This is a genomic window from Streptomyces siamensis (assembly GCF_039543605.1).
GTDB lineage: Bacteria > Actinomycetota > Actinomycetes > Streptomycetales > Streptomycetaceae > Streptomyces > Streptomyces siamensis.
On the sequence record NZ_BAABKB010000008.1, the window covers coordinates 154,536 to 172,131 of the forward strand.

Genomic DNA, 17,596 nt, shown 5'->3' on the forward strand with positions numbered 1-17,596 from the left:
GTTGACGGCACGTCGAGCGGGCCGGTGCGGCCGGGCCCGAGGTGGCCGCGCAGGCGATGCGGTTGTCCGGATCTTTCTCGTACGTCAGTACGTCGCCGGCGTCGGCGTCGGGCGCGAGTACGGGCCGGCGTCCGAGCCTCGGCCGGCGTCAGAGGCGGCGTCGAAGGCGGCGTCGAAGGCGGAGGCGGCCCGTTCCTCCGCGCCCCCTCGCGCGCGCTCGCCGGCGGCACGGGGCCGGGAACGAGGACGGGGTGGCCTTCGGCACGGGACCCGTGCGACGAAGACCACCCCTGGGTGGATCACATCCGGTGGACGACCGGTGGAACTACTGCGGCGTCATCCGCCCCACCATGTCCGGGTGCTCCTTGAGCCACGCGGCGACGGCGTCCTCCTCGTGCCCCTGGCCGCGCTGCTTGATCTCGCTCTCCAGGCTGCCGAGTTCGCCCTCGGTCATCCGGAAGTTCTTGATCCACTCGGTGAGCTGCGGGTACTGGTCCGGGAACTTCTTGCTGGAGATCGTCCGGATCGTGTTGCCCTCTCCGAACAGCTTCTTGTCGTCCGCGAGCTTGGTGAGCTTGTACTCGCTGTAGGCCCAGTGCGGCGACCACAGAACGACGGCGACGGGCTCCTTCTTGGCGTACGCGCGCTTCAGTTCGGCCAGCATCGCGGGCGTGGAGCCGTCGACGACCTTGTACTCCTTGTCGAGGCCGTACCCCGGAAGCACCTTCTTCTTGAGGAGGTTCATCTCGCCGGTGCCCGGCTCGATGCCGATGATCTTCCCGCCGAAGGTGCCGGACTTCCCCTTGAGGTCGGCGAGGGACTTGACGTCCTTCACGTACGACGGCACCGCGATCTCCAGCGAGGTCGGCCGGTACCAGGTGCCGAGGTCCTTGAGGTCGTCCTTGTGCTGGTCCCAGTAGTTGGCCTGGGCGTACGGCAGCCACGCGTCGAAGTTGAGGTCGATGTCGCCGGAGGCCAGGCCCGTGTAGACGGGACCGACGTCCATCTGCTTGAGGTTCAGCGTGTAGCCGCGACGGGCCAGCACGTTCTTCCACAGGTAGGTGACGGCGACGTCCTCGTCCCAGGGGAACCAGGCGACGTCCAGCGGGCGCTTCGCCTCGGCCGGGGCGGCCGCGCTCTTGACGGGCGCCAGCTTGTCGACGACACCCGGGTTCTTCTTCAGCCAGGCGCGCACGGCGTCCTGCTGCTTGCCCTTGCCCGCCTTGTTGATCTCCGCTTCCAGACTCGTGAGCTGCTGCTCGCTCATCCTGAAGTTCTTGAGCCACTGGCCGACGACCGGGTTGTCCTGGGCGAAGCCCTTGCGGGAGAGGGTGTGCACCCCGTCGCCCTTGCCCCAGGCGCCCTTCGGGTCCTTGAGCTTCTTCAGCTTGTAGTCGCTGTAGGCCCAGTGCGGCGACCAGAGGGTGACCACGATGGGCTCCTGCTTGGCGTACGCGCGCTTCAGCTCGGCCAGCATCGCGGGCGTCGAGCTGTCGACGACCTTGTACTCCTTGTCGAGGCCGTACTCCTTGAGCACCTTGCTCTTGAGCAGGCTCATCATCCCGGCGCTGGACTCGATGCCGGTGATCTTGCCGCCGAACCGGCCGGCCTTGCCCTTGAGGTCCGCCAGGGAGTCGACGTCCTTCATGTAGGCGGGCACGGTGAGCTCCAGGGAGGTCGGGCCGTACCAGGAGCCCAGGTCGTCGAGCTGCTCGCCGTACTTCTTCCAGTACTGCTCGTGCGTGGTCGGCAGCCAGGAGTCCGTCTCGAAGTCGATGTCGCCCTGGGCGAGGGAGGTGTAGAGCGGGCCCGCGTCGAACTGCTTGGCGTCGACCTGGAATCCGCGCTGTTCGAGGACCTCCTTCCACAGGAAGGTGGAGGCGACGCCCTCGTCCCACGGGATGTAGCCGATGGTGACCTTCTTGCCCTGTCCGACGTTCTTGCCGTCGGGCGCGGTGGACTCGCTCGCCCCGCCGCCGAAGACATTCATGCCGCCCGCGACGAGCGCGAGCACGACGACGCCGACCACGGCCACCGCGGGCCGGGGACGGTAGGACCAGATCTTCAGGCCCTGCGCGGCACGCAGCTTGGCGGCGGCACGGCGGCCCAGCGGCGAGACCTGGCTGCCGAGCGAGCTGGTCATGCGGTCGAGGTAGATCGCCAGGATCACGATGGCGACGCCGGCCTCGGAGCCGAGGCCGACGTTCAGCTGGCCGATGGCCTCGTTCACGTCGCCGCCGAGGCCGCCGGTGCCGACCATGCCCGCGATGGCGGCCATGGACAGGCCCAGCATGATGACCTGGTTGACACCCGCCATGACGGTGGGCAGCGCGAGGGGCAGCTGGATGCGCAGCAGCGTGCTGCGCGGTGTGGTGCCGAACGCGTCGGCGGCCTCGACGAGTTCCTTGTCGACCTGACGGATGCCCAGCTCGGTCATGCGGACGCCGGGGGCCAGCGCGAAGATCAGCGTGGCCACGATGCCGGCGGGGCCGCCGGTGCCGAAGAACAGGATCGCCGGGATGAGGTAGATCATCGCGGGCAGCGTCTGCATGAAGTCGAGCACCGGCCGGACCAGGCCGCTGACCCGGTCGGAGCGCGCCGCCCAGATGCCCACCGGCACGGAGATCACGAGTGCGATGAGCGTCGACACGAGGACGAGCGACAGGGTCACCATCGCGTCCTCCCACAGGCCGAGGGAGTCGATGAAGGCGAATCCCGCGAAGGCGAGCACACCGGCGAAGGCGCCGCGCAGCCAGAAGGCGACGACCGCGAAGATGCCGGCGAGGAGGAGCGGCTGAGGAGCCTGGAGGACGGCGTCGATGCCGTCGTAGGCGCCCTCGAAGACGACCTTGAAGAAGTCGAAGAGCCACGCCATGTGGTGCAGCAGCCAGTCGACCGCGTCGTTGACCCAGTCGCCGAAGGGAATCCTAGGCATCGGCCTGCACCGCCTTGTTCAGCTTGCCGTCTCCGTCACGCGGGGTGCCGCAGGGCCGAGGTGCCCCCTGCTCGTCGCCGAGGAAGCCGACCAGCCGCTGCCGGGGCACGACGCCGACGAGGCCGCGCTTCTTGTCGACCACGGCGACCGGGTGCGACAGCCGGGCGCTGATGGCGCACAGGTCCACGAAGGAGGTGTCGGGTGTGGCGGTCTCGCAGGAGCAGTCCGCCTCGTCGCCGCGCAGGTCGGTGTCCATGACGGCTCCCGCGGTCAGCACGCGCGAGCGGTCGACGTCCTGGATGAAGGAGGCGACGTAGTCGTTGGCCGGGCGGACCAGGATGTCCTCGGCGGTGCCGATCTGGACGATACGGCCGTCCCGCATGACGGCGATCCGGTCGCCCAGCCGCATCGCCTCGTTGAGGTCGTGCGTGATGAACACGATGGTCTTCTTGAGCTTGCGCTGGAGCTCGATCAGCTGGTCCTGCATGTCGCGGCGGATCAGCGGGTCGAGCGCGCTGAAGGACTCGTCCATCAGCAGCAGGTCGGCGTCGGTGGCGAGCGCGCGGGCGAGGCCGACGCGCTGCTGCATGCCGCCGGAGAGTTCGTCGGGCCAGGACTTCTCCCAGCCCGCGAGGCCCGCGAGTTCGAGTGCCTCGGTGGCCCGCTTCCGGCGTTCGGCGGCCGGTACGCCCTGGACCTCCAGGCCGTAGGCGGCGTTCTCCAGGACACTGCGGTGCGGGAAGAGAGCGAAGTGCTGGAAGACCATGCTGATCTTCTTCGAACGGACCTCGCGCAGTTCACGGGCGCTGAGTTCGGTGAGGTCCTGGCCGTCGAAGCGTACGTGTCCCGCGGTGGGCTCCAGCAGTCCGTTCAGCATGCGCAGGAGCGTGGACTTGCCGGATCCGGACAGGCCCATGACGACGAAGATCTGGCCGGGCTCGACCGTGAAGGATGCGTCGATGACCGCGGCGGTGGTGCCGTCGGCCCGCAGCTCCTCGCGGTCGGTCCCCTCGCGGAGCCGCTCCACGGCCTCTTTCGGTCGTCTGCCGAACACCTTGTGCAGATGTTCGGCTTCTAGCCTGGATGACACGTGTACCTCTCGTTCGCACGGTTGGAACGGTCCGCACGGCCGCACGGCCTGTGCGGTTGAAAGCGCAACCGACTTCGCTCAGAGGCGGCGCCTGCCCCCGCTTACACGGAGCAAACACGAGAGTGGCCCACGTCACCGTCGGTGCCACGGCAGTGTCGGTGGCGTACGGCATGATGCGGAGCGTGACAGAGCAGACGCGACGACTCATGCTTCTCGACACCGCCTCGCTGTATTTCCGCGCCTATTTCGGTGTCCCGGAATCCGTGAAGGCCCCGGACGGCACACCGGTCAACGCCGTGCGCGGGCTGCTGGAATTCATCGACCGCCTCGTCAAGGACCACCGCCCCGACGCCCTGGTGGCGTGCATGGACGCGGACTGGCGCCCGCAGTGGCGGGTCGACCTCATCCCGTCCTACAAGGCCCACCGGGTGGCCGAGGAGCACGAGGGAGGTCCGGACGAGGAGGAGGTCCCGGACACGCTGTCACCGCAGGTCCCGGTCATCGAGGCCGTCCTGGACGCGCTCGGCATCGCCCGCGTGGGCGTCGCGGGGTACGAGGCGGACGACGTGATCGGCACGTTCACCGGCCGCGCCACCGGCCCGGTCGACATCGTCACCGGCGACCGCGACCTGTACCAACTCGTGGACGACAAGAGGGGCGTTCGCGTCCTGTATCCCCTGAAGGGCGTCGGCACGCTCCAGCTCACGGACGAGTCGTGGCTGCGTGAGAAGTACGGCGTGGACGGCGCCGGGTACGCGGATCTGGCGCTGCTGCGCGGCGACCCGAGCGACGGTCTGCCGGGCGTGCCGGGCATCGGCGAGAAGACGGCCGCCAAGCTGCTCGCCGAGTTCGGCGACCTCGCCGGGATCATGGCCGCCGTCGACGACCCGACGTCCCGGCTGACGCCGTCGCAGCGCAAGCGCCTCGACGAGTCGCGTCCGTACGTCGCGGTGGCGCCCAAGGTGGTCCGGGTCGCGGGCGACGTGCCCCTGCCGGACGTGGACACGACGCTGCCGCACGCGCCTCGGGATCCGGCCGCCCTGGACGCGCTGGCCACCCGCTGGGGTCTGGGCGGCTCGCTCCAGCGACTGCTCGCCACCCTGCACGCATAGCCGAACTCTTCCGGCATAAGTGATACCGCCCCACGCATAGGTGACGCAGAGAAGAGGGTGCTAACTTAGGTAAACCTAAGCATGTGATCCAGGAGGCCGTCATGGCAGAACGCCCCGCACGCAAGCCCCGGAAGCCCCACTCCGCGCAGGTGGTGCGGACGGAGCGGCTGACCCCGCACATGCAGCGTGTCGTGCTGGGCGGCGACGGTCTGGCCGACTTCACCGCGGGTTCCTGCACCGATCACTACGTGAAGCTGCTGTTCGGCCCCGAGGGCGTCACGTATCCCGAACCGTTCGACATGGAGCGCGTCCGGGCGGAGTTCCCGCGTGAGCAGTGGCCCGTGACCCGGACGTACACGGTGCGGGCGTGGGACCCCGAACACCGCGAGCTGGCCCTGGACTTCGTGGTGCACGGCGACGAGGGGCTGGCGGGGCCATGGGCGCTGCGGGCCCGGCCGGGCGAGGTCGTCCGGTTCATGGGTCCCGGTGGCGCCTACGCCCCCGACGCGGGCGCCGACTGGCATCTTCTGGCCGGTGACGAGAGCGCGCTGCCCGCGATCGCGACCGCCCTGGAGGCGCTGCCCGACGGAGCCGTGGCCCACGCCTTCGTCGAGGTCGCGGGACCGGAGGAGGAGCAGAAGATCGACTCCGACGTGGAGGTCGTCTGGCTGCACCGCGGAAACCGGCCGATCGGCGAGGCGCTGGTGGAGGCGGTTCGCGCGCTGGAGTTCCCGGCGGGCCGGATGCAGGCGTTCGTGCACGGCGAGGCGGCCTTCGTGAAGGAGCTGCGCCGGATGCTGCGCGTCGAGCGTGAGATCCCGCGCGAGGACCTGTCGATCTCCGGCTACTGGCGCCTCGGCCACAACGAGGACGGCTGGCAGGCGTCGAAGCGCGAGTGGAACGCACAGGTGGAGGCGGAGCAGGAGGCGTCCGCGTAACCCGCGCGGGGCGGCCACGCACACGTGACCGCCCCGATGAACGCCGGCGGGCACCGGCAGACACCGGTGGCACCGTTTCGGCCTCCGCCCGGCAGGCCCTACCGGCCCGGCCGGCCCGGTGAACTCCGCTGCACCGAACGCCGCCGCAACCCCAGCCCGTCCTACACCGACCGCTGGTACGAGCGGAACGTGCGGATCGACAGCCACACCGACACCACCGCCAGCGCGAGCAGACCGCCTCCCCTGCCGAACACGTCGCTCCAGTCGGGGTGTTCGGACATCGCCGAGCGGCCCGCGACCATCGCCCAGTCGAGCGGGTTGAAGTCGGCGATGCGCCGCATCCAGCCGGGCATCTGGGACGGGGCCATGAAGGCGCTGGACAGGAACGTCAGCGGCAGCAGCAGGAAGGTGTTGATGCCGATGATCGACTCCCGCTCCCGGACCAGCATGCCGAGCGCGTTGGACAGTGCCCCGAAGACCGTGCCGAGCAGCACCGAGGCGACGACCAGGACCGCGACGCCACCGAGGCCGCCCGGGTAGTCGGCGCCGCCGAGCAGTCCGAGCAGCACGATGACGACCGACTGCAGGGCGGTCACCACGCCGTTGTTGACGACATTGCCGTTCATCAGGGCCGCCCGGCTCACGGGCGTCGTGAGGAAACGGTCGAGGGTGCCCCGCTGGATCTCGTCCAGCGTGGTCATGCCCGCCCACATGTTGGAGCTGAGCGCGCTCATCACGACGACCCCGGGCACGAGGTAGTCCAGGTAGGAGGTGGTGCCGAAGCCGCCGAGCTCGACGACCTTCTTGAAGAGGCTGCCGAACAGGAACAGCCAGACCACCGGCTGGATCAGGGTGATCAGCAGGTACGCGGGCTGCCGTACGAACACCATGAGCTGACGCTGGGTCATGTACCAGGTCTGGGAGACGGCTGTGCTCATCGCACACCTCCGGTGACGGCGAGGTCCCGGGCGGACTCGGCGTCCGCCTCGGCGTAGCGGCGGCCCGCGTAGCGCAGGTAGACGTCGTCGAGCGAGGGACGGGCGACGGTGGCGGAGGCGACACCGACCCCGGCACGCTCCAGCGCGCCCAGCAGGGCCGGCACCGTGCCGGCCCCGTCGTCGGCGCGGACGCTGACGCGCCGGCCGTCGAACAGCGCCTCGTGCACGCCCGGCAGCGCGGTGAGGGCGCCGCTCAGCAGCGTACGGCCGGCCTCGCCGACGGCCTCCCGCAGCTCCACGTGGACGGCGTCGCCGCGCAGTTCGCCCTTCAGGCCGTCGGGGGTGCCCTCGACGACGACCCGGCCGCGGTCGACGATCGCGATGCGTTCGGCGAGCCGGTCGGCCTCTTCGAGGTGGTGCGTGGTGAGCAGGACGGTCAGGCCCTCGTCGCCGGCGAGCCGGGCGATCTCGTCCCACATCGCGGTGCGTGCCTGCGGGTCGAGGCCGGTGGTCGGCTCGTCCAGGAAGAGCACCTCGGGACGGTGGACGAGCCCCAGGGCCACGTCCAGACGGCGGCGCATGCCTCCCGAGTAGGTCTTGACCTGGCGGTTCGCCGCGTCGGCGAGGGTGAAGCGCTCCAGCAGATCGTCCACGCGACGGCTCAGCGCCGCGCCCTTGAGCCCGTACAGCCTGCCCTGGAGCCGGAGGTTCTCCCGGCCGGTGGCCACCGGGTCGGCACCGGAGTTCTGGGCGACCACGCCGATCGCACGGCGCACCCGGTCGGGGTGGCGCCGCACGTCGTGGCCCGCGACGGTGGCGGAGCCCGAGTCGGGGCGGGCCAGGGTGGTGAGGATCTTGACCGTGGTGGACTTGCCGGCGCCGTTCGGGCCGAGGAGTCCGAGCACGGTTCCGGTCGCGACGGTGACGTCCATGCCGCTGAGCGCGGTGACGTCGCCGGGGTAGGTCTTGGTCAGTCGGCGCGCCTCGATGGCGGGCGCGCGGGTGGTACTCATGTCGACGGCTCTCCTGAGTGAGCGGTGTTCTCGGGCAGGGCCGAGCCGATCCGCGTGAAGAGCGCCGGGCTATCCTGGGTGTGCCGCACCTCGATGGCCCGGTCTGCCGCACGGCGGAGCCGGTTCGGGGTTCGAGACCCTGGCGGGGCTGCTGCAACAGCTCTGCCGGGGTCTGTTTTCTCGGTTACTTTCCTTCGAGGCCGCCGCCCTCCGGATCCTGGAACTCCGGCGGAGCCTCACCCGTTTCGAGGAAGGTCCGCCATTCCTTGACGCCGGGGAACGTGCCGTCCTTGATCTCGGTGAGAAAGCCCCGGACCCAGACGGCCTGCGCCTCGATCATGTGCAGTTGGTACTCGGACTCGACGAGGAAGAGCCGGGGCAGTGTCTCGGACAGCTTCGCCAGGCCGCCGCGCAGGCTCGCGGCCTGCACCTCCAGCATGGTGAGCCGCTCCGCGAGCAGCCGCGCCACCTCGTCGGGGTGCAGCACGCACATCAGGGAGAGCGCGGCCTCGAAGATCGGATACTCCCGCGCCGGGACGGCCAGCAGGTCCGACAGCCACTCCGTGGCCTCTTCGCGCCCGGCGTCCGTGATGCCGTACAGCGTGCGCTCGGGGCGGTTGCCCTCCCGCTGCACCTCGGCGACCTCGACGAACCCGTGCTTCTCCAGGTTCTGCACGACGGTGTAGAGCGAGCCGTAGTTGATCTTCAAGCTGGCGTCCTTGCCGCGTCGGCGCAGGGTCTGGGCGATCTCGTACGGATGCATCGGCCGCTCGGTGAGCAGCACCATGACCGCGAGGGCCAGCGGGTTGCCGAGCTTCCGGCGCTTGGCCGCCACGGCATCCACCCCCTTCTCCGGCGTGATCGCCACCGAACGCGGCAATTCGCCACCGCATATCCGTGGCACCTCGCCACCGAATATCCGTGACCGAACATATCGCGACCTTCGGGAGCCGTCAATACACACGATGTATCGCGTCCTGTGGGTCCCCGCAAGAGCGTGAGGAGTTAGGTGCGCCCCGGACACGGACGCGTGACGCCGGCGAAACAGCCCCTCCCTAATTTCTGTCGCTCGACAGGAATCCTCGCGCCGCTGTGCGAAAGCAGGTTGCCGCCATGACGAGCACCGCCCCCGCCGACGTCCGCCCCGACCCGCCGCGGCCCGACGGGGCCACGGGCCTCGCCGAGTTCGGCTACCGCCAGGAGCTGCACCGCAGCCTCGGCCGGTACGCCTCGTTCGCCGCCGGCTTCTCCTTCATCTCGGTCCTCACGACCGTCTTCCAGTTCTTCGCCTTCGGGTACGCGTTCGGCGGCCCGGTCTTCTTCTGGACGTGGCCGGCCGTACTCGTGGGCCAGTTGGCCGTCGCCGCCTGCTTCGCGGAACTGGCCGCGCGCTACCCCCTCTCGGGCGCGATCTACCAGTGGTCGTCCCGGCTGTCGAACCAGTCCTTCGGCTGGTTCGCCGGCTGGATCATGGTGATCGGGCAGATCGTGGTGGTGGCCGCGGCGGCCCTCGCGCTCCAGATGGTGCTGCCCGCGATCTGGTCGGGCTTCCAGCTGGTGGGCGACGACCCGGCACCCACCAGCGCCGACGGCGCCGCCAACGCGGCCGTCCTCGGAGTGATCCTGCTGACCCTCACCACTCTGGTCAACGTCGTCGACAACCGCGTGATGTCGGCCGTCAACAGGATCGGGGTGACCGCCGAGATCATCGGCGCGGTCCTGATCATCGTGCTGCTGTTCACCCACTCCGAGCGCTCCCCCGGCATCACGTTCCACACCGGCGAGGGCGGCACCGGCCTCTTCGGCGCCCTGATGGTGGGCTCGTTCATGGCCGCGTACGTGATGATCGGTTTCGACAGCGCGGGCGAGATGAGCGAGGAGACCCACAACCCCCGCCGTACCGCACCGCGTACGATCCTCACCGCACTCGGCGCGGCCGGCCTGCTCGGCGGTCTGATCGTCCTCGGCGGGCTGCTGGCAGCGCCCAGCCTCACCGACGGCCGCCTCGGCGTGGACGGTCTGAGCTACGTCCTGACCAGCAGCCTCGGCGACGGGGTCGGACGCGCGCTGCTCGCCGACGTGGCGGTGGCCGTCGCGGTGGCCACCCTGGCCATCCAGACGGCGGCCTGCCGCATGCTCTTCTCCATGGCGCGCGACGGACAGCTGCCCTTCTCCGGCCGGCTCGCCAGGGTCGCCCCGCGCACCGGCATGCCCGGCGCGCCCGCCCTCGTCGTCGGTGTCCTCGCGGCCGCGCTGCTGCTGCTGAACTTCGCGTCGCCGGACGCGTTCCTGGCGATCGGCACCACCTGCATCGTGATGCTGTACCTGGCGTACGCGATGGTGACCGGGCCCCTGCTGGTACGCCGGCTGCGCGGCGGGTTCCGGGCGGGCGGCACCGACGAGACCGGCGCCCCGCTCTTCTCGCTCGGCCGCTGGGGCGTCCCCGTGAACGTCCTCGCCCTGCTGTACGGCCTCTTCATGACCGTCAACCTCGCCTGGCCGCGGGCCGCCGTGTACGACCCTGCGGGCGGACACTGGTACTTCCGCTGGTTCACCCTGCTGTTCCTGGGAGTGACGGTGCTCGCGGGGGCGGTGTACCGCGCGTACCGGGTGCGGGCGACGGTCACCGAGGCTCCCGAGGTGGTACCGGCCTCGTACGCTTGACCAGGTGAGACGCAAGCCCCGGATTCCGCCCTCCCCCCTCCCGCAGCGCGACGGGGTCGACCCCGTGCGGGTCAGGCTGCCGTGGGACGGGGGCTGGGCCACCGTCCGGGACCATCTGGTCGAGCGGCTCGCGGCGGGGACCGGCGTGATCGACGCGATGATCGGCGCGGGGCTGATCGTCGGGGAGGACGGACGGCCCGTGACGGCCGACGCCGCGTACGTGCCGGGGATGTTCGTGTGGTTCCACCGGGAGCTGCCCGACGAGGAGCCGGTGCCCTTCGCGCTCGACGTGGTGTACCGCGACGCGCACATCGTGGTGGCGGACAAGCCGCACTTCCTGGCCACCACCCCGCGCGGCAGTCATGTGGCCCAGACCGCGCTCGCCCGGCTGCGGCGCGAGCTGGAGCTGCCCGCGCTCGGTGCCGCGCACCGACTGGACCGGCTCACGGCCGGGCTGGTGCTGTTCACCGTGCGCCCCGGGGAACGCGGCGCGTACCAGACGCTGTTCCGCGACAAGCTGGTCCGCAAGGAGTACGAGGCCGTGGCCCCGTACTCCCCCGGTCTCGCGCTGCCGCGGACGGTCCGCAGCCGGATCGTGAAGGAACGCGGGGTGCTGGCAGCCCGTGAGGTGCCCGGCGAGCCGAACGCCGTCAGCGGGATCGACCTGCTGGAACGGCGCGGCCCGCTGGGCCGCTACCGGCTCACGCCCAGCACGGGGCAGACCCATCAACTCCGCGTGCACATGAACGCGCTGGGCGTGCCGATCCTCGGCGATCCGCTCTACCCGGTGGTGACCGGCCCGGTACCGGCCGACGACTTCCGCCGCCCCCTCCAACTGCTGGCGCGGACCCTGGAGTTCACCGATCCGGTCACGGGGCACGAGCACCGGTTCACCAGTGCGCGGGAGCTGGAGGCCTGGACGTCGTACGAGGCGTGGGCCGGGGCGGACGGGGCCGTGTCGCACCCTGCCGGGCCCTGATCCGAAGCCGGTCCCCCGCCCGGTGGAGCCGCCCACCGCCCGCGCCGAGCCCGACCGCCACCCGCGCCGAGCCCGACCGGCGGCCGGCCGTGCCCGGCGCGGGCGGCGGCCGGCCACCACCGTGCGGTGCCGTTCCGTCAGTAGCCGCGCCACCAGCGCAGGAAGCGCTGCCAGGCGCCGAGTCGGGCGGCGGGTTCGGGTGTCGGCGGGGCCTGCGGGGCCACCGGCTGCGGCGCGGGACTCGGCTCCGACGCCTCGGTCGTGACCTGCCAGTTCGGCCGCTGGCGGGGCAGCGCGTTGACCGAGGGGCGCTGCATGACGTCCTGCGGCGGCCGCGGTGCGAACGTCACCGGCAGCTCCACGAGATGGCGCGAGGACATCGACGCCCGCCAGCGCAACTCGTCCTCCTTGCAGTCCAGTTCGGTGTCCGGCAGTCGCAGCAGCAGCGCGTCGACGCCGACGTCGGCGATGGCACGGCCGATGTCCTGTCCCGGGCACTCGTGAGGACCGCCGCCGAAGGCGAGGTGGGAGCGGTTGCCCTGCATGTTGGCGGCGAGGTCGGGGCGCACCCGCGGGTCGACGTTGCCCGGGGCGATGCCGAAGAGCAGTCCGTCGCCCTTGCGGATGCGCCGGCCGCCCAGCTCCGTCTCCTGCTTGGCGAAGTAGCCGAGGACCGCGCTGAACGGCGGCTCGTCCCACAGGGACTGCTCGACCGCCTCCGGCACCGTCATCTGGCCGCCGTTGAGCTGGGCCCGGAAACGCGGATCGGTGAGGACCATGCGCAGCACGTTGGCGATGAGGTTGGCGGTCGCCTCGTAGGCGGCGAGCAGGACGAGGCGCAGATGCTGGGCGACCTCGTCGTCGGTGAGCCTCGCCGGGTGGTTGATGAGGTGGCTGGTGAAGTCCTCCTCGGGGTTGGCGCGGCGCCGCAGGGTGTGCTGGGTCAGCACGCCCATGACGTACTCGTTGCTGGCGATCGCGGTCTCGGTGCCCTTGAGGAGGTCGCGGGTGGCGTGCACCATGCGGTCGTTGTAGTCCTCGGGCATGCCGAGGATCTCGCACAGCACGGACATCGGCAGGTGCTCGGCGAACTGCCCGACCAGGTCGGCCTTCCCGAGCTCGCAGAACTCGTTGACCAGGCGCTGCGTCGCTCGGTTGATGTAGCGCCGCAGGCTGCGGAAGTCGATGGTGGACATGGCGCCGGTGACGGCTCCGCGCAGCCGCAGGTGCTCGTCGCCCTCGGCGTGCGAGCAGATGGGCTGCCAGGCGATGTGCGGCGCGAGCGGATGGTCGGCGCCCGCGGTGCCGTCCTGGACGGCGGTCCACAGCCGGCTGTCGCGCGCGTAGTGCTGGGGCGTGCTCACCATGTGCAGGTTCTCGCCGTGGCCGAGCACCACCCAGATGGGTACGTCGTTGTGGAGCAGCACGGGGGCCACGGCGCCGTGTTCCGCGCGGAGTTTCTCGTAGAGGGCTCCCAGGTCCTCCGCCTCGGGTCCGTACAGGCGGTGCAGCCCGCCAGGGCCGAGACCATGGGCGGGGCAGCCGGGCGGCGGTCCGAGCGTGGGGTCGTCCGTACCGGTCGGGGAGTGGGATTCAGACGTCACGGTGATCGCTCCGAAACTGAGGGGGATCCGGGTCTTGGGGAGTGGCAGAAGGGTTCTACGGCTTTGTCGTCGAGGTCGCGTCAGACCCGCGCCGAGGTGATCGCCAGGGAGTGCAGGAAGCGCATCAGCGTCATCAGGGTGTCCCGGCTGGAGGCCCTGCGGCGCGCGTCGCACTTCACGATCGGGATCTCCTCGGGCAGGTCGAGCGCCGTCCGCAGGTCCTCGATCGGGTAGCCGGGCGCGTCGGGGAAGTCGTTCACCGCCACGACGAACGGCACGCCGCGCTCCTCCAGACGGCCGATCACGTCGAAGCTGACCTCCAGACGGCGGGTGTCGATCAGCACAACGGCGCCGAGGGCTCCTTCGAAGAGGCCGTTCCACAGGAACCAGAAGCGCTCCTGTCCGGGTGTGCCGAACAGGTAGAGCACCAGCTGGTCCGTGATGGAGATGCGGCCGAAGTCCATGGCGACGGTGGTGGCCGTCTTGCTCTCGGAGCCGTAGTTGTCGTCGACGCCGATGCCGGCCTGCGTCATCGTCTCCTCGGTGGTCAGCGGTTTGATCTCGCTGACGGAACCCACCATGGTCGTCTTGCCGACCCCGAAGCCGCCCACGATCACGATCTTCACCGCGGCCTGTGCCGTGTGCGGCAGATGGTCCTCGGCGCGAGGGCCCGTGATGGTGTCAGAGCTTTTGAAGTCCATGCATCACCGCTTCGAGGAGGGAACGGTCGGGCAGCGCCGAGCGGACGATCGGGGCGCGCGCGTGTACCAGTTCGGCCGCCAGCATCTCGGTGAGCAGGACGGTCACCACGCTGAACGGCAGGTTGAGATAGGCCGACAGCTCGGCCACGGACAGTGGGGCCTGGCAGAGCCGCAGCAGCGCGGACTGCTCCGGCTGGGCGACAGGGGGCGACACGTCGGCGCGCGCCACGACCAGGGTGACCAGGTCGAGTTCGGCCCGGTCACCGCCCTCGCCGCCGCCCGTGAGCACGTACAGGCGCTCCGGGTTCTTCGACTTTCCCTCGCCCTCCTCGTCCGCGCCCTCCGCGCCTTCCTGGACGTGGGGGGACTCCGGTGTCGGGGGATCCGGGGCCTCTTCCTTGGGATGGCGCCGCCGGCGCTGCGGAGGAGTCATACGGTCTGCCCGTTGCGCCGCGGCGGGCTGGTGAGATGGGCTCCGATCCGGACGACGAGGTCACGCATGCGGTTGCTCATCAGTCCGGGCTCCGCGGTCTGGTTGGCGAGGACCGCGAGGTAGGCGTTGGGTCCGGCGGACATCAGGTAGAAGTAGCCCCCGTTGATCTCGATGATGACCATGCGCATCCGGCCGTCGCTGTTGGGGATCTCGCTCGCGACGGCTCCGGCCAGGCTCTGCAGGCCCGCGCAGGCCGCGGCGACCCGGTCCGCGGCGTCCGGCTCGCCGCCGTAGCGGGCGATGCGCAGTCCGTCGGCCGAGAGCACCACGATCTGCCGGATGCCCGGTACGCCGTCGGCGAGCTCCTTGAGCATCCAGTCGAAGTTGGCTCGCTGCTGGATCACTTGAGGTCCCCCTCGTCGTCGGCCTCGGCAGGGGCCGCCTGGTTGTTCATCGTGAATGCGGTCGGGTCCGGGTCACCCTTGAGGCCGTTCATGAACGCTTCGACCCACAGGCCGGGTTCGGGCTCCTTCTCCTGCGGTTCGGGCTCCTGCGCCCAGGCGGGAGCGGCGGCCGCCGCGGCCTCGGCGGCCTCGGCCTCGGCCCGGGCCTCGGCGATCCGTTGGCTGAGCGGGACCTTCACACGGCTGCGGCGCTGCGGCAGTCCGTTGGGGGTCCATTCAGTGACCACGGGCACGTCGTCGTCGTGGGACCCGTCGTTCGAGGAGGGGATGCGCGGTCCGGTGGTCGGCTTGCGCTTCTTCGGCTTGCGCGCCGGTCCCTCCACACCGCCGGTGTCGATGCCCGCGGTGGAGTTCACCCCGACGCCGTGCGCGAGACCGGGGGCGAAGTCGTTGGTGAGCATGTCGCGCGGGGCGACGAGGACGGCGCGGACACCGCCGTAGGCGGACTGCCGCAGCGAGACCTGCATGTTGTACATCTGGGCGAGTCGTCCGACGACCGCCATGCCGAGCCGGGGGGCCTGGCCCATCACGTTCGGGTCGACGCCGGCCGCGGCCAGCCGGAGCAGTTCCTCGATCTTGCCTCGGGCCTCGTCGCTGAGGCTGACGCCGCCGTCCTCGATCTCGACGGCGATGCCGGTCTGCACCTCGATGGCGGTGACGTGCACCTTGGTGTGCGGGGGCGAGTAGCGCGTGGCGTTGTCGAGGAGCTCGGCGAGCGCGTGGATGATCGGTTCGACGTGTTCGCCCTTGACGGCGATGTCGACGATGTTGTGCAGCTCGATGCGGCGGTATTCGAGGATCCGGGACATCGCGCCGCGCAGCACGCTGAACAGCGGTACGGCGTTGGGCCACTGGCGGCTGGGACGGCCGCCGCCGAGCACGGCGATGGAGTCGGCGAGGCGGCCGATCAGCGCGGTGCCGTGGTCGATGCGCAGCAGGTCGTCGAAGACCTCGGGGTTGCGCCCGTGGTCCTCCTCCATCTCGCGCAGTTCGTTGTTCTGCTGGTGGACGATGGCCTGGACGCGCCGGGCGATGTTGACGAAGGAGCGCTGCGCGGCGTCGCGCATCGACTCCTCGACGTCGATGGCCTTGAGCATCTTCTTCAGGAGCGCGCGCTGCGACGCGGGGATGTCGGCGTACTCCGGGTTGTCCCGGTCCAGGGTGCGGACCACCTCCGCGGGTGAGTCACCGCCGTGCATCCGGTCGAGCGCGGTCGGCAGGACGTCCTCGGAGAGGCGCACGATCTCCTGGTCGTGGGCGGCGATGCGCTGTTCGAGCAGGGCGGAGCGCTGCGCGAACTCGGCGCGCAGATCACGGGCGACGCGGCCGCGGCGTACGGCCTCGGCGCCGATCGCGATGACCAGCAGTGTGGCGATGCCGCCGCACACACCGACAGCTGGTCGCGCCGACTCCGTCACCAAGGCGACGGCGGCGCCGGTCACCGCGGCCATCAGTATGGCCGGCAGCAACAGGACGCGCGCGTAGGGAAGTTCACGGCCACCGGGAGGCGATTGAACACTCACCATGTATGCCCTCTGAGACAGGTCGACTGGGGGTGGGGAGGTTTGTGGGGGAAAAAGCACGGATCAAACTGAATCTTCGGAACTTTTGGGAACAAGCGCCCGAATACATCTCAACTCGGTGCGCTGCGGGCGAGCTTAGTCCGACCGGATCATCGCTGTGTCATATTCAGCAAGCACCTGAATTCGCCCTCGCGACAGGAGTACCCTCGGCCCATTTGCACGCTGCGGCTTCATTCGCACACGGTGCGTGACGGGGTACGAGCATGCGAAATCCACACCACGGCCAGGTGAAATCGCCGCCGGAGGCGGAACTCCGGACGAGGTCCGGAAGGCGTGAAAGGGGGCAGCGTCGGGCCCGACCGGGCTCCGGCCGGCACGCACCGCTCAGGCTCCGGCCGGCACCCCGGCGGCACGCACGGCTCAGGCTCCGGCCGGCACCCCGGCGGCACGCACGGCTCAGGCTCCGGCCGGCACCCCGGCGATGCGCAGTGCCGCGTCCGCGGTCGCCTCCGCGAAGGCCGACACCGGCCGGTCCGGATCGGAGCGGTGCACGAGGATGACTCCCTCGATCAGACCGAACAGCAGATCCGTCCGCAGATCGAGCTCGCTCTTCGCGAGCACTCCCCCGGCCGCGGTCGCGGCGAGCAACTGCCGATAGGCGTCCTTGAGTTCGGCGCGCACGGCATGGAAGCCGGCGAACCGCTCCGCCCGCACCTCGGGCAGCAGATAGAGACCACCCAGGTTGTACGGACCGCCGCACAGGAGCGCCACGTCGGTACGGCAGAGCTCCCACAGCCGGCCCTCGGCCGGCGCGTCGTCGTCCGCGAGAAGTTCACGGGCGAGGGTCAGCGAGGGCGTGACCGTGGACTCCAGGAGCTCGGCGAGCAGCTCCTCCTTGCCCGACACGTAGTGGTACATGGAGGCCTGGCGCATGCCGGCACGCTCGGCGACGGCCCGGGTGGTCGTGGCCGCGTATCCGCGCGTGGTGAACAACTCGGCAGCGGCGGCGAGCAGTTCGTCGCGCGGCGACAGCCCGCTGTCCGGCCGCTGCGCGGCGCGCGGCCTGCCGACCCGCCGCCCTCCCGGTGCGCCTGCTGTTCCCATGCGTTCGATCCTCGCACAGGGCGCCGCCCGGCGATCTCCGGCCCGATCCCGGTGAGGGATCGGTAACCGGGCGGCAACAGCCGGGCAATGCCCGCGAC

The 17,596-nt window shown here is 70.5% G+C and carries 15 protein-coding genes; 4 read left to right on the top strand and 11 right to left on the bottom strand.

Annotation, left to right across the window (positions count from 1 at the left end):
* Positions 1-325: 325 nt before the first annotated feature.
* Complete coding sequence (locus tag ABEB03_RS14825; RefSeq protein WP_345647676.1) at positions 326-2,935, bottom strand: ABC transporter permease/substrate binding protein; 2,610 nt, start codon at positions 2,933-2,935, stop codon at positions 326-328.
* Positions 2,928-4,025 (bottom strand): quaternary amine ABC transporter ATP-binding protein, encoded by a 1,098-nt coding sequence (locus ABEB03_RS14830; protein ID WP_345647679.1) that lies wholly within the window; start codon positions 4,023-4,025, stop codon positions 2,928-2,930. Before ABEB03_RS14830 ends, ABEB03_RS14825 begins: the two co-directional genes overlap by 8 nt.
* Positions 4,026-4,198: 173 nt before the next feature.
* On the opposite strand from ABEB03_RS14830, the gene ABEB03_RS14835 reads away from it, so the two are divergent.
* On the top strand, positions 4,199-5,137 hold the full coding sequence (locus tag ABEB03_RS14835) for a 5'-3' exonuclease (RefSeq protein ID WP_345648307.1): 939 nt from the start codon (positions 4,199-4,201) through the stop codon (positions 5,135-5,137).
* A 101-nt stretch (positions 5,138-5,238) separates the two neighbouring features.
* Positions 5,239-6,075, top strand: coding sequence for a siderophore-interacting protein (locus ABEB03_RS14840; protein WP_345647682.1), 837 nt, complete (start codon positions 5,239-5,241; stop codon positions 6,073-6,075).
* A 161-nt stretch (positions 6,076-6,236) separates the two neighbouring features.
* Here ABEB03_RS14840 and ABEB03_RS14845 read toward each other — a convergent pair whose 3' ends face one another.
* The 3 genes from ABEB03_RS14845 to ABEB03_RS14855 form a co-directional block, all read right to left on the bottom strand.
* Positions 6,237-7,013 carry an ABC transporter permease gene (locus tag ABEB03_RS14845; protein ID WP_345647685.1) on the bottom strand — a complete coding sequence of 259 codons (777 nt, stop codon included), beginning with the start codon at positions 7,011-7,013 and terminating at the stop codon, positions 6,237-6,239.
* Positions 7,010-8,026, bottom strand: coding sequence for an ATP-binding cassette domain-containing protein (locus tag ABEB03_RS14850; RefSeq protein ID WP_345647688.1), 1,017 nt, complete (start codon positions 8,024-8,026; stop codon positions 7,010-7,012). The genes ABEB03_RS14845 and ABEB03_RS14850 overlap by 4 nt, the downstream gene beginning before the upstream one ends.
* 184 nt (positions 8,027-8,210) lie before the next feature.
* Entirely contained in the window at positions 8,211-8,861 is a 651-nt protein-coding gene (locus ABEB03_RS14855; RefSeq protein WP_257004633.1) for a PadR family transcriptional regulator, read from the bottom strand.
* 278 nt (positions 8,862-9,139) lie between these two features.
* Between ABEB03_RS14855 and ABEB03_RS14860 the strand changes: the two genes are divergently transcribed.
* Both ABEB03_RS14860 and ABEB03_RS14865 read left to right on the top strand, forming a co-directional pair.
* Positions 9,140-10,690 (top strand): amino acid permease, encoded by a 1,551-nt coding sequence (locus tag ABEB03_RS14860; protein ID WP_345647695.1) that lies wholly within the window; start codon positions 9,140-9,142, stop codon positions 10,688-10,690.
* A gap of 4 nt (positions 10,691-10,694) precedes the next feature.
* Positions 10,695-11,669: an RluA family pseudouridine synthase gene (locus tag ABEB03_RS14865; RefSeq protein WP_345647699.1), complete on the top strand. Its 975-nt coding sequence runs from the start codon at positions 10,695-10,697 to the stop codon at positions 11,667-11,669.
* Between the two features lie 137 nt (positions 11,670-11,806).
* Here ABEB03_RS14865 and ABEB03_RS14870 read toward each other — a convergent pair whose 3' ends face one another.
* The 6 genes from ABEB03_RS14870 to ABEB03_RS14895 form a co-directional block, all read right to left on the bottom strand.
* Positions 11,807-13,273, bottom strand: coding sequence for a cytochrome P450 (locus ABEB03_RS14870; RefSeq protein ID WP_345647702.1), 1,467 nt, complete (start codon positions 13,271-13,273; stop codon positions 11,807-11,809).
* A gap of 80 nt (positions 13,274-13,353) precedes the next feature.
* Positions 13,354-13,974 carry a GTP-binding protein gene (locus ABEB03_RS14875; RefSeq protein ID WP_345647705.1) on the bottom strand — a complete coding sequence of 207 codons (621 nt, stop codon included), beginning with the start codon at positions 13,972-13,974 and terminating at the stop codon, positions 13,354-13,356.
* Complete coding sequence (locus tag ABEB03_RS14880) at positions 13,955-14,407, bottom strand: DUF742 domain-containing protein (RefSeq protein WP_345647708.1); 453 nt, start codon at positions 14,405-14,407, stop codon at positions 13,955-13,957. Before ABEB03_RS14880 ends, ABEB03_RS14875 begins: the two co-directional genes overlap by 20 nt.
* The gene (locus tag ABEB03_RS14885) at positions 14,404-14,811 is read right to left on the bottom strand and encodes a roadblock/LC7 domain-containing protein (RefSeq protein ID WP_345647711.1); all 408 of its coding nucleotides are present in this window, start codon (positions 14,809-14,811) and stop codon (positions 14,404-14,406) included. Before ABEB03_RS14885 ends, ABEB03_RS14880 begins: the two co-directional genes overlap by 4 nt.
* A complete protein-coding gene (locus ABEB03_RS14890; RefSeq protein ID WP_345647714.1) occupies positions 14,808-16,397 on the bottom strand; it encodes an ATP-binding protein in 1,590 nt (529 codons plus the stop codon). The genes ABEB03_RS14885 and ABEB03_RS14890 overlap by 4 nt, the downstream gene beginning before the upstream one ends.
* Before the next feature lie 453 nt (positions 16,398-16,850).
* Complete coding sequence (locus ABEB03_RS14895; protein WP_345647717.1) at positions 16,851-17,498, bottom strand: TetR/AcrR family transcriptional regulator; 648 nt, start codon at positions 17,496-17,498, stop codon at positions 16,851-16,853.
* Positions 17,499-17,596 lie beyond the last annotated feature (98 nt).

Coding starts and splice junctions, on each gene's coding strand:
- ABEB03_RS14825 (WP_345647676.1), bottom strand. CDS start 2,935: ATGCCTAGGATTCCCTTCGGCGACTGGGTCAACGACGCGGTCGACTGG.
- ABEB03_RS14835 (WP_345648307.1), top strand. CDS start 4,199: ATGCGGAGCGTGACAGAGCAGACGCGACGACTCATGCTTCTCGACACC.
- ABEB03_RS14840 (WP_345647682.1), top strand. CDS start 5,239: ATGGCAGAACGCCCCGCACGCAAGCCCCGGAAGCCCCACTCCGCGCAG.
- ABEB03_RS14845 (WP_345647685.1), bottom strand. CDS start 7,013: ATGAGCACAGCCGTCTCCCAGACCTGGTACATGACCCAGCGTCAGCTC.
- ABEB03_RS14850 (WP_345647688.1), bottom strand. CDS start 8,026: ATGAGTACCACCCGCGCGCCCGCCATCGAGGCGCGCCGACTGACCAAG.
- ABEB03_RS14860 (WP_345647695.1), top strand. CDS start 9,140: ATGACGAGCACCGCCCCCGCCGACGTCCGCCCCGACCCGCCGCGGCCC.
- ABEB03_RS14875 (WP_345647705.1), bottom strand. CDS start 13,974: ATGGACTTCAAAAGCTCTGACACCATCACGGGCCCTCGCGCCGAGGAC.
- ABEB03_RS14880 (WP_345647708.1), bottom strand. CDS start 14,407: ATGACTCCTCCGCAGCGCCGGCGGCGCCATCCCAAGGAAGAGGCCCCG.
- ABEB03_RS14890 (WP_345647714.1), bottom strand. CDS start 16,397: ATGGTGAGTGTTCAATCGCCTCCCGGTGGCCGTGAACTTCCCTACGCG.
- ABEB03_RS14895 (WP_345647717.1), bottom strand. CDS start 17,498: ATGGGAACAGCAGGCGCACCGGGAGGGCGGCGGGTCGGCAGGCCGCGC.